At 70.5% G+C, this 11,049-nt stretch carries 9 protein-coding genes; 5 read left to right on the plus strand and 4 right to left on the minus strand.

Annotation, left to right across the window (positions count from 1 at the left end; translation table 11 throughout):
* Positions 1–1,754, plus strand: a 1,754-nt coding sequence (locus AWZ10_RS19400) for a cysteine protease StiP domain-containing protein (RefSeq protein WP_060891678.1), incomplete at its 5' end; no start/stop codon positions are given.
* Positions 1,754–2,572 (plus strand): HAD family hydrolase, encoded by an 819-nt coding sequence (locus AWZ10_RS19405; RefSeq protein ID WP_060891679.1) that lies wholly within the window; start codon positions 1,754–1,756, stop codon positions 2,570–2,572. The genes AWZ10_RS19400 and AWZ10_RS19405, both read left to right, overlap by 1 nt.
* 18 nt (positions 2,573–2,590) lie before the next feature.
* On the opposite strand, the gene AWZ10_RS19410 is transcribed toward AWZ10_RS19405, so the two are convergent.
* Together AWZ10_RS19410 and AWZ10_RS47835 are read right to left on the minus strand one after the other, a co-directional pair.
* Complete coding sequence (locus tag AWZ10_RS19410; RefSeq protein ID WP_063776383.1) at positions 2,591–3,295, minus strand: DedA family protein; 705 nt, start codon at positions 3,293–3,295, stop codon at positions 2,591–2,593.
* Between the two features lie 157 nt (positions 3,296–3,452).
* Positions 3,453–3,674 carry an FmdB family zinc ribbon protein gene (locus AWZ10_RS47835; RefSeq protein WP_037704483.1) on the minus strand — a complete coding sequence of 74 codons (222 nt, stop codon included), beginning with the start codon at positions 3,672–3,674 and terminating at the stop codon, positions 3,453–3,455.
* A gap of 483 nt (positions 3,675–4,157) precedes the next feature.
* On the opposite strand from AWZ10_RS47835, the gene AWZ10_RS19415 reads away from it, so the two are divergent.
* The 3 genes from AWZ10_RS19415 (at position 4,158) to AWZ10_RS19425 (ending at position 8,874) form a co-directional block, all read left to right on the plus strand.
* Positions 4,158–6,290 carry a transglycosylase domain-containing protein gene (locus AWZ10_RS19415; protein ID WP_046707828.1) on the plus strand — a complete coding sequence of 711 codons (2,133 nt, stop codon included), beginning with the start codon at positions 4,158–4,160 and terminating at the stop codon, positions 6,288–6,290.
* Positions 6,291–6,337: 47 nt separating this feature from the next.
* Positions 6,338–7,624 (plus strand): polysaccharide deacetylase family protein, encoded by a 1,287-nt coding sequence (locus AWZ10_RS19420; RefSeq protein WP_046707824.1) that lies wholly within the window; start codon positions 6,338–6,340, stop codon positions 7,622–7,624.
* A gap of 107 nt (positions 7,625–7,731) precedes the next feature.
* Positions 7,732–8,874: an amidase domain-containing protein gene (locus AWZ10_RS19425; RefSeq protein WP_046707825.1), complete on the plus strand. Its 1,143-nt coding sequence runs from the start codon at positions 7,732–7,734 to the stop codon at positions 8,872–8,874.
* A gap of 29 nt (positions 8,875–8,903) precedes the next feature.
* Here AWZ10_RS19425 and AWZ10_RS19430 read toward each other — a convergent pair whose 3' ends face one another.
* Both AWZ10_RS19430 and AWZ10_RS19435 read right to left on the minus strand, forming a co-directional pair.
* A complete protein-coding gene (locus tag AWZ10_RS19430) occupies positions 8,904–9,548 on the minus strand; it encodes a DUF4383 domain-containing protein (protein WP_046707826.1) in 645 nt (214 codons plus the stop codon).
* Positions 9,549–9,687: 139 nt separating this feature from the next.
* Positions 9,688–11,019, minus strand: a complete 1,332-nt coding sequence (locus AWZ10_RS19435) for a hypothetical protein (RefSeq protein ID WP_063809778.1) — start codon at positions 11,017–11,019, stop codon at positions 9,688–9,690.
* Between the last annotated feature and the right edge of the window lie 30 nt (positions 11,020–11,049).

The following is an 11,049-nucleotide window of genomic DNA, read 5'->3' on the forward strand; positions in this document are numbered from 1 at the left end:
CACGGCTGGAGAGCGCGCTGCCCGCCATGGCCGCGCGCCTCGCCGCGGCACTGCCGCCGGGGGCCCGGCGCGTGCTCGTGCTCGGCTTCGAGGAGCTGATGTACGCACCGCTGGCGCTCGCGCGGGAGCTTGAGCGGCTTGTGGAAGGGACGGCGAACGAGGCGGGACAGGGGCCGGAGATACGGTTCTCCACCACCACGCGGTCACCCGTCCTCGCCGTCGACGACCCCGGCTACGCGATCCGCAGCCGCATCGTCTTCCCCGCGCACGACGACCCCGCCGACGGGCCGGGGGAGCGGTACGCCTACAACGTGGCCGGTGGCGGCTTCGACGCGGTGGTCGCGGTGGTCGACTCGGCCGGGGACACGGCCGCCCTGCACGCCCCCGACGGGCTGCTGGCGACCCTCGCCGCCCACACCCCGAACGTCCTGCTCGCCGTGGTGCCGTCGTACGTCCCGCCGGTCCCGCAGCGCGGGGACACGCGGTCTCGGCCGAGCGCCGCCCCTGCGTCCTCCCGGTCGCCGAGGTCGATCCCCGGTACGACCGAACCCGGCGCGCCGACGCCCCCGACCCCGCACCTCCCCGAAAGGCCCTCCATGCTCCCCGACCCCCTGCGCGGTCCCGACTTCTCCTCCTACGCGCCCGACGAGGTCGGCTGGCTGTTGCGGGACCTCTCGGAGGTGACGTTGGAGGCACCGACCGAGGAGCGGGAGGAGGCCATCCAGAGCGGGGGCGCGCACTACGCGGAGTCCCTGCCGGTCGAGTACCAGCCCAGCGAGCAGTACCAGGCCCTCTTCCACAGCGCGCTCGAAACCTCCGCGGAGCGGATCGCCCTGGCCGTGGGGGTGGTGACCGAGACCGTGCTGGCCGAGCGGTCGGCGCGCCCCGTCCTCGTGTCGTTGGCGCGGGCCGGCACGCCCGTGGGCGTGCTGATGCGGCGCTGGGCGCAGTACCGGCACGGGGTCGAGGTGCCGCACTACGCCGTGTCGATCGTGCGGGGGCGCGGTATCGACGCCAACGCGCTGCGGTGGCTGGCCGCTCATCACGACCCCGCCGACGTGGTGTTCGTCGACGGCTGGACCGGCAAGGGCGCGATCACCCGTGAACTGGCCGCCGCCCTGCTGGAGTTCGAGAAGTCCGACGGCATCACCGGGTTCGACCCGGAGATCGCCGTGCTCGCCGACCCGGGGTCGTGCGTGCGGACGTACGGGACGCGGGAGGACTTCCTGATCCCGTCCGCCTGCCTCAACTCCACGGTCTCCGGGCTGATATCGCGGACCGTGCTGCGCTCGGACCTCGTCGGGCCCGACGACTTCCACGGGGCCAAGTTCTACCGGGAGCTGGCCGGCGTCGATGTGTCGGTCGGCTTCCTGGACGCCGTGGCCGAACGCTTCGACGCCGTCGCGGACGCCGTGGACGCCCGTACCGAGGAACTGCTCGCCGCCGATCGCACGCCCACCTGGGAGGGCTGGGCGGCCGTCGAGCGGATCAGTGAGGAGTACGGGATCCACGACGTGAACCTGGTCAAGCCCGGTGTCGGGGAGACCACTCGGGTGCTGCTGCGCCGGGTACCGTGGAAGATCCTCGCGCGGGCCGGGGCGGGCGCGGATCTCGACCACGTACGTCTGCTCGCCGAACAGAGAGGGGTACCGGTGGAAGAGGTGGCCGAACTGCCGTACACATGCGTGGGGTTGATCCATCCGCAGTACACGCGGGGCGCGACCGGCGCCGACGGCAGGGCGGTGGCGGTCTGATGCCGGGCCCCAGGGTTCTCGTCGCGAGCGATCTCGACCGCACGCTCATCTACTCGGCCGCCGCGCTCGCGCTGACCATGCCGGACGCGCGGGCGCCCCGGCTGCTCACCGTCGAGGTGCACGAGAGCCGGCCGCTGTCCTACATGACGGAGACGGCCGCGGGGCTGCTCGCCGAGCTGGGGGACGCGGCGGTGTTCGTGCCGACGACGACCCGGACACGGAAGCAGTACCAGCGGATCAGCCTGCCGGGGCCGGAGCCGACGTACGCGATCTGCGCCAACGGCGGGCATCTGCTGGTGGACGGCGTCACGGACGTCGCCTGGCACGAGCGCGTCACCGCCCGGCTCGCGGACGAGTGCGCGCCGCTCGCCGAGGTGCGGGACCACCTGGAGGCCACGGCGGACCCGGCGTGGGTGCGCAAGCACCGGATCGCGGAGGATCTGTTCGTCTATCTCGTCGTCGAGCGTGAGCTGCTTCCCGAGGAGTGGGTGAAGGATCTCGCGGTCTGGGCCGAGAACCGGGGCTGGACCGTGTCCCTCCAGGGGCGCAAGATCTACGCCGTGCCGAAGCCGCTGACCAAGAGCGCTGCGATGAGGGAGGTCGCTCGGCGGACCGGGGCCGAGCTGACCGTCGCCGCGGGGGATTCGTTGCTCGACGCGGATCTGCTGCTCGCGGCGGACCGGGCCTGGCGGCCCGGGCACGGGGAGCTGGCCGAGGCCGGGTTCGTGGGGCCGACGGTCAGTGCTCTTTCCGAGCGGGGTGTGCTGGCCGGGGAGCGGATTCTTCGGGAGTTCCTGCGGGTCGCTCGGGAGCGGTGAGAAGGGTTCGGGTGCCGGTCAGGGGGTGGGGGTGCTGTGGTCGGCGGGCCGCTGGTTGTCAGGGGCTTGTCGCGCAGTTCCCCTCGCCCCTGAGGGGCGGCTGCGCCTGCCCCTCTTCAGGAAGCGGGCCAGCGCGAAGGTCAGGACCGCCAGGGCCGCTCCTCCAAGGACGATCTTCGAGTATGTCGAGGCGATCGCCGTCACCTCGGTCCAGTTGGCGCCCAGGAAGTAGCCGGCCAGGACGAAGGCCGTGTTCCACAGGGCGCTGCCCAGAGTGGTGAGCAGGGTGAAGACGGGCAGGGGCATGCGTTCCACGCCGGCCGGTACGGAGATCAGGCTGCGGAAGACGGGGATCATGCGGCCGAAGAAGATCGCCTTGGTGCCGTGCCTGAGGAACCAGGCCTCCGTCCTCTCGATGTCCGAGACCTTGACCAGGGGCAGCCTGGCGGCGATGGCGACCGTGCGGTCGCGGCCGAGAAGGGCGCCGACGCCGTAGAGGGCGAGGGCGCCGACGACGGAGCCCGCGGTGGTCCACAGCAGCGCGGCCAGGAGGCTCATCTGCCCGGTGCTCGCGGCGAAACCGGCGAGGGGGAGGATGACCTCGCTGGGGATCGGCGGGAAGAGGTTCTCCAGCGCGACGGCGAGGCCCGCGCCCGGCGCGCCCAGCAGATCCATCAGACCGATGATCCACAGGGGCGCGCCGCTCATCGACTCCGCTTGCATGGCTGTCATGGGGGCACGCTAGGTGAGCGAAGCTGAAGAGACCCTGAGGGAACGGTGAACGCCCGGGGGCCAGGCTGAGAAAGTGGTCAAAGCGCGCGTTCCGGCGGACGGCCGGTGAACGTTCCCGGGCCGTCGACCGTTGATCGAAGTGTGTTGATCAGCCGCAGCAGCCGCCGCCACAGCATCCGCCGCCCCCACCGCCCGCCCGGGGCGCGGGTGCGGACGCGGCGGCCGAACCCCCGACGGCGACCGTCGACAGGAGTTTGACCGTGTCGGAGTGGCCTTCGGGGCAGTCCGCGGGGGCGGACGACTCGGCCATCGGGCGGCTCAGTTCGAAGGTGTCGCCGCAGGTCCGGCAGCGGTACTCGTAGCGAGGCATGGGCCCAGGCTAACCGGCGTTTGCGCGGCGGCAAGGGCCGTCCATAATGGCTGGTCGGTCACAATGGCCAAATTTTCACGCTACTGGCAGAAGCAGTTGTGAAAGTGACTGATAATTTGTGAGCGCTGTGTGGAGGCCGGAAGGCTGGGGGAAACAGGGGGCTCACGGTCGCGGGTGTGGCGGCTGTGACCGTCCACACGGGCGATGCCAAGTGGGGAGGGGGGACAGTCGTGACTGCTGTCCTTGGTCGACCGGGAGCCACGTCTCCCGGTCGGATAGTTGCCGTGCGTGGGCGAAAGGTTGCCGCGCACCGCAAAATCGTTGCCGCGCATCGCTCGGGCCGCCCGTGCGAGGGAGCCGGCCGTGACTAGTTCGGGGACGACCGGTTCCGAGGACGAGGGCCGCGCGCGCCGTCGACGTGCCCCCTCGCGGGAGCGGGCGCAGGAGGCGCGGGGTGAGGAGGCGCGGGAGTCCGACCTCACCATGCAGTTGAAGCTCCCCCCTGCCCCGGCGGACGAGACCATGCAGCTGCGGCTGCCCGAGCCGGGCGCGTTCGACATCCCGCAGGACCAGTCGAAGCCGGGGGCGGGGGGAAGAGGCCGGCGCAAGGCGCCCAGGCCGTCCGTTCTGGCCAGATTCTCCGCCGTCGCCGGCTCGCGGCTGGCCCCCTTCGTTCCTTTCGCCCGCCAGTTGCGTCCGCAGTACCCGCGACCGGGCCGGAACGACTGGCGGCGCTGGGTGCCGTCCTGGCGGCAGTCGCTGGGGGCCGCCGGTCTGGCCGTGGGCGCCAGCGGCATGTTCCTCACCGTCGCGTACGCCGCCACGGACATACCGGATGACCTCAACACCTTCGCCACGCAGCAGGACAATGTGTACTTCTGGTCCGACGGCACCCCCATGGCCCGTACCGGCTGGGTGCGGCGCCAGGCGATGCCGCTGAAGGACGTCCCCGAGGACGTGCGCTGGGCGGTCCTCGCGGCGGAGAACGCGAGCTTCTACTCCGACCCCGGCATCTCCGTCAGCGGCATCACCCGTGCCCTGGTGCGCACCGTCGGTGAGGGCGACACCCAGGGCGGCTCGACGATCACCCAGCAGTACGTCAAGAACGTGTACCTGTCCCAGGACCGCTCGCTCGGCCGTAAGTTCGACGAGGCGATGATCGCCCTCAAACTCGACAACAAGATGAGCAAGGACAAGATCCTGGAGGGGTACCTCAACACCAGCTGGTTCGGCCGTGGCACCTACGGCATCCAGCGGGCGTCCCAGGCGTACTACGGCAAGGACGTCAGCGACCTGAACGTCAGCGAGGCCGCGGTCCTCTCCTCCCTCCTCAAGGGCGCGGGCCTCTACGACCCCTCCCTCAGCAAGGCCAACCACGAGCGGACGGTCGAGCGCTGGGAGTGGATCCTGGACCGGATGGTGTCCATCGGGAAGCTGTCCAAGGCCGAGCGCGCCAAGTACACGAAGTTCCCCGAGCCGATCGAACAGGCGAACCAGTACGACACCGGCAAGCAGAGCGACTACCTGGTGCGGCTGGCCTCCCAGTACGCGAAGAAGGCCACGAACCTCACCGACCAGGAGTTCGACCGGGGCGGTTACCAGATCTACACGACCTTCGACAAGGACCGGCAGACCGAGCTGACCGACGCCGTCACCAAGGCGCGCAAGGCCGTGCGGAAGGACTCTCCGAAGAAGGCGAAGGACGCCCACTTCGGGGCCTCCTCGGTCGACGCCGACGGGCGGATACTCGCCGTCTACGGCGGCCCCGACCACCGTGAACAGGGCTACAACGAGTCGAACGCGACCACGGTCCCGTCCGGCTCGGCCTTCCTGCCGTTCGTCTACGCCGCCGGCCTGGAACACGGCGTCGTCAAGGAACGCGGCGGCGAGGCTACACCTGTAACCCCGGCGACGGTCTACGACGGCAACGACGCCGTCCCGGTGACCACGCCCGAGGGGCCGTACTGGGACCGGGACGGCGATCAGGTCTCCGCCCACAACGACGGCAAGAAGTCCTGGGGCCCGATCACCCTGCACGACGCGCTCGCCGGATCGGTGAACACACCGTTCATGCAGCTCGGCATGGACACCGGGCTGGACAAGGTGCGCGCCACCGCCGAGGCGGCCGGACTGCTCTCCTCCAGCCTCGGGGCCCAGGTGCCCGCGCTGTCCGTGGGCAGCGCCACGCCCAGCGCGATCCGTATGGCCAGCGGCTACAGCACCTTCGCCGCCCGGGGCAAGCACACCGAGCCGTATTCCGTGCGGAAGGTGACCCACAACGGGTCCAGGGTCGCGCTGAACAACCCGAAGCCGAAACGTGCGGTGGGCGTCGGCGTGGCCGCCGAGGTCACCTCGGCCCTCACGGACGCCTTCCGCGCCGACCACCCCACCTCTCCCGGCGCCGCCTCCTTCGAGGTGGCCGCCAAGGGCGGGACCACACAGGACGACAGGGCCGCCTGGTACGTCGGCACGGCGCAGGACGTGTCGACCGCCGTCGTCGTCTACCGCATCGACCTCGCCAGGAGCCTGGAGCCGCTGCCGCTCGACGGGATCGCCGGAACGCCCAACTCCGGAGTCCCCTACGACATCTGGTCCAGTGCGATGAGTATCGGCTGACCACCGATGAGCACCCGCACCCGCCACCCTCGCAGAATGAGCCGTACATGAACCCTGGCAGCAAGCCGCACAAAGGCCGCCGTCGCAAGTCGCGCCCGCCGCGCCGCACCACTCGCCCGCAGTTCCTGACGGTGGCCGCGCTCCTCGTGGTGGCCTCGCTGGTCGGCGGCTACATGGTGCTGAACCGTTCGGCCGACACCGCGCCGACCGCGTCGTCGGCCGGCAGCGGGAACAAGGGGTCCACGAAGAACCTGGAACCGCAGTGGGACGGCAAGACCAAGGTCATCGGGGACGGCTCGACCTCCTACACCGGCCCGCAGAAGGGGCGGCTGAAGGCCGTACCGCTCAAGAAGGGTGAGAAGCCGCCGCAGTTCGTCGTCTTCTCCTGGGACGGCGCGCTCGCCGGCGACGACAACCTGTTCCAGCACTACCGGGAACTGGCGAAGAAGTACGACGCCCACATGACGTTCTTCCTCACCGGCATCTACCTGCTGCCCAAGGAGAAGCGGGACCTCTACGACCCGCCCCAGCACGACAAGGGCGCCGCCGCGATCAGCTACCCCACCGACGAGCACGTCCGGACCACGGTGGAGCAGCTCGGCAAGGCGTGGAAGGAGGGCAACGAGATAGGCACCCACTTCAACGGTCACTTCTGCGGTGCGAAGGGCGGCGGCGACTGGAGCGTCGCGGAGTGGAAGCAGGAGATCAAGGAGTTCAACGACTTCGTCGCCAACTGGAAGACCAACACCGGGGACACCGACCTCGACCCGCTGCCCTTCTCCATCGACGCCATCAAGGGCGGCCGCGCCCCCTGCCTGGAGGGCCAGGACAACCTGCTGAAGGCCGTCAAGGACTTCGGCTACCGCTACGACGCCAGCTCGCCGGGCGCCTACCAGGTGTGGCCCGGCAAGAAGAACGGCATCTGGGACTTCCCGCTGCAGATGCTCCCGTACAACGACGAGTACCAGGCGCTGTCGATGGACTTCAACTTCCTCTACAACCAGTCCGAGGGCCAGACCCAGGGCGACCCGGCCAAGTTCCCGGCCTGGCAGCAGGAGACCATCGACACCTACATGGCCGGCTTCAACCGCGTGTACTACGGCAGCCGGGCACCCCTGCTCATCGGCAACCACTTCGAGCAGTGGAACGGCGGCATCTACATGAACGCCGTCGACGAGGTCATCAAGAACGTGTGCGTGAAGAAGGACGTGAAGTGCGTGTCCTTCGACGAACTGGCCGACTGGATGGATGTCCAGACGCCGGAGACCCTGGCGAACCTGCGCGGACTCGACCCCGCCCAGGCCCCGTCCGACTGGGCGTCGGTCGTGAAATAAACACGCAGTTGCCCATTTGTTACACCCCCCGGCCTCACTCCGTTTGAGGAGGTCATGTAAAGATTCGCTCCCGAGGTAAGACCAACTCGGGGTCAAGGAGATTCCCAGTGAGATCAAGGACGTTGAGCCTCGCAGGCTCGACCCTCACGGCGGCCGTGCTGGCCACCGCGCTGCTGCCTGTCACGGCCGCGAGCGCCACCGCGTCGACGCCCAAGGTCACGAGCGCCACCAAGGACGCCTTCGGCCGTGTCGCGGACAACGTGCTCACCGACCGCACGGCCGTCCTGCTCGGTAGCAAGGCCGCCCGCAAGTCGCTGAAGCCCACCGGCGGCGTCAAGCTGTCGTCCGGCCAGAAGAAGGCCGAGGACGGCAAGCTGAGCGCCCTGCGCTCCACCAAGTCCCGCCTCGCGGACCTGGGTGAGGCCTACACCTCGGCCGACACCAAGGTCACCGTCGACAGCGCCAAGGTCAAGGGCACGAAGGCCACGGTCAAGGTCACCGAGACCACGACCCTCAAGTACAAGAAGATACGTGGCGACGAGCCCGCCTCCACGGGCTTCGACGCGCACCACGTGCTGACCTTCGCCGCTCAGGCGGACGGCACCTGGCAGCTGACCGCGATGCGCTCCACGGACGGTGGCGCCCCGCGCATCAACGAGCCCGCGGCCCCGGCGGCGGACGCCAAGCTGAGCCGTACGCCGATGGCCATCATCAGCGCGCCCAAGGCGGCCACCACGCCCAACCCGGTGGCCAGGCCGAAGACGCTCACCGGCGGCGCCTACAACTACAACGCCATGGCGACGTACACCGAGAAGTACTGGAAGAACTACAACTCGGCGTACCGCAAGTACAATTCGGCGGGCGGCGACTGCACCAACTACCTCAGCCAGGGCCTCCTGGCGGGCGGCTGGAAGCAGATCTCCACGGTGACGCCCGAGGAGTACGACACCTGGTACTACGCGTCGAACGGTACGGCCGACGCCTGGATCGGCGTCAACGAGTGGTCCTGGTTCACCCAGACCGCCAAGCGGACCACCGCGCTCGCGAACGTCTACCAGATGGACATCGGTGACGTGCTGCAGGTCGACTTCAACAAGGATGGCGACAAGGACCACTCCATGATGACGACCTACCGCAGCTCCAGCGGTGTGCCGTACCTGACCTACCACGACGCGGACACCTACCGCCGTTCGGTCGCGAGCATCATCGCCTCGTACCCGGGCGCCAACTACTACGCGTACCGCACCTGAGCCCCGGGCCCCCCGGGCCCGACCAGGTGTCAGCCGGCGCCCTTCCCGTCCGACCCGGATTCCGATCCGGACTCCGGTTCGGGGAGGGCGTCGGCCCGTTCCAGCTTCGCCATCCCCACAGCGGCCTTGCGCCGCATCTCACGCTCCGACTCCCGCGGGTGGCGCGCCCGCCAGTACGGGTTGTCGTGCGGCAGTGCCGCGCCGACCCTGCCGTACATCCCGAACGTCATCAGCAGGAGGCCGACGACAAAGCTGAACAGGACGTTCTGGATGCGGAACGCCAGGAAGTTGGAGTCGGTGTCCAGCAGGGCCATGTTGGCGAAGCCGCTCAGGATGAACAGGACGCCCAGCGTCATGTTCAGCGTGGATGCGAAGTTGCCGCCGATCACCATGCCGACGAGCAGCAGCAGCCCCACGGCGATCGACAGGACGCTCAGCGTGCCGTTGGTGTTCAGCCCCACGACCTCGTCGCCGTTCGTGTCGAACCAGCCCACCTTGTCGATGAGGCCCAGGATGCCGAAGGCGAGCAGGAACAGACCCATCAGGCCCGCCCCGAACCGGTAGACCCTGTTGAGACGGTGGTCGACCGGCAGATGCTCGTCGATCCTGATCCGCCGCCGGGGACCCGCGTGCCGGCCCTTCGGACGCACCGTGTGCGTGGCGTGCGTGGCCATGTCCGCCTCCCATCGGGTGTGAGCGGAGGCCTGCGTACCCCTTCAGCATCCGCCGGGCGGCTCGACCGGGCAACCCAGTGACCCGGGGGCGCGACCGGGCGCCCTGGACCGCGCCCCGGCCCGGCAGGGGCCGGGCGCCTCAGGTGGCGCCCGCGCCGCGCTCCTTGCGGATCAGGTCGACGACCCGGGCCACGTTCTGCCGTACGGCCTCGGTCTCCGTCAGGAAGTGCCAGTAGTCGGGGTGGCGCCCCTCCAGGGCGGCGATCGCCCGGTCCAGACGGCCCACGGAGTCGTCCAGCGGGCGGGCGTGGCGCGGGTCGGGGGTGGAGCGGCCGGTCATGGCCAGGCGCTGGGCGTCCCGGAGGGCGAACCGGGTCCGGTCGATCTCCTGCTGGGGGTCCTTCTGCACGGAGTTCAGCCGACGTAGCCGGTCGCCGGCCGCCGAGACCTCCTCGTCGGTGTGGTTCAGCAGCGCGCGTGCGGTCGACAGCAGCGAGGTCGCGTCCGGCCAGCGCTGGGCGTCCCGCGCGGCCCGCGCCTCGCGCAGCTTCAGCTGGGCCTGCTCGACGTCCCGCGCGGCCTGGTCCGGCACCTGCTGGAGATCCTGCCAGCAGGCCGCCACGAACCGCCGCCGCAGCTCGCTCAGCACCTGCGGCACCTGCCCCGCCCGGGTGCCCAGCGCCTCCGCGCGGGTGCGCAGCGACACCAGCCGGTGATCGATCTCGGCGGCCTTCTCCGGCAGCCGCTCAGCCTCCGCCCGCACCGCCTCCGCCTCACGCACGACCCGGTCGGCCCGCTCCAGCGTCTCCCGTACGCCGTGCTGTCCCGCTCCCTGGTTCAGCTTGGTCAGCTCGGGGGCGAGAGCGGCCAGCCGGGCGGCGAGGTCGTCGGCCTTCAGCTGCGAACCCCGTACGGCGTCCAGGGCGTTGGAGGCGGCGAGCAGGCCCTGCCGGGCGCGCTCCACCGCCGGGACCAGCCGGGCCAACTGGGTCTCGGCCGTGCCGAGCAGCGGCCCGAGCCCCTGGGCGAACCGGTCCAGCTCCTGCTTGACCCGCCCCAGCTCGTCCTTGGCGGCGGTCAGCTCGGTCCGGGCGCGGGCGGCGACGGAGGCCTCCAGGTCGTCCCGGTCCAGGTCGTGGGCGTCCACGGCGTTGATGTACTGGTGGCTGGCCTCGTCGATCCGCCGCCCCAGCGCATCGAAGCCGTCGGCCGCCCGGCGGGCAGCGGGGGAGTCGTCCACCGCCGTGATCGTCTCTATCGAGATCCGCAGGTCGCGCTGTGCGGTGTCCAGCTCGTAGAACGCGGCGGCCGCCGCGTCCTTCGCCGCCTGCGCCTCGGCCCGCTGCCCCTCGGCCCGCCCCCCGAACCAGCGCCGGGTCCCGCCCCCGGCAAAGGAGGCGGGCAGCACGAGCACGGCGATGAGGGGCAGGGCGAGCAGGGTGACCGTGTCCCGGCCGGCGGAGCGGCGCAGGGACCGCCGGGCTCGGCCGGGGGGAGACGC

Origin of the sequence: Streptomyces europaeiscabiei, from assembly GCF_001550375.1 — a bacterium.
Classification (GTDB): domain Bacteria; phylum Actinomycetota; class Actinomycetes; order Streptomycetales; family Streptomycetaceae; genus Streptomyces; species Streptomyces europaeiscabiei.

Excerpts from the sequence above, each read along its gene's own strand:
- AWZ10_RS19430 (WP_046707826.1), bottom strand. The coding sequence starts at position 9,548 with ATGGCCACGCACGCCACGCACACGGTGCGTCCGAAGGGCCGGCACGCG.
- AWZ10_RS47835 (WP_037704483.1), bottom strand. The coding sequence starts at position 3,674 with ATGCCTCGCTACGAGTACCGCTGCCGGACCTGCGGCGACACCTTCGAA.
- AWZ10_RS19410 (WP_063776383.1), bottom strand. The coding sequence starts at position 3,295 with ATGCAAGCGGAGTCGATGAGCGGCGCGCCCCTGTGGATCATCGGTCTG.
- AWZ10_RS19415 (WP_046707828.1), top strand. The coding sequence starts at position 4,158 with ATGCAGTTGAAGCTCCCCCCTGCCCCGGCGGACGAGACCATGCAGCTG.
- AWZ10_RS19405 (WP_060891679.1), top strand. The coding sequence starts at position 1,754 with ATGCCGGGCCCCAGGGTTCTCGTCGCGAGCGATCTCGACCGCACGCTC.
- AWZ10_RS19420 (WP_046707824.1), top strand. The coding sequence starts at position 6,338 with ATGAACCCTGGCAGCAAGCCGCACAAAGGCCGCCGTCGCAAGTCGCGC.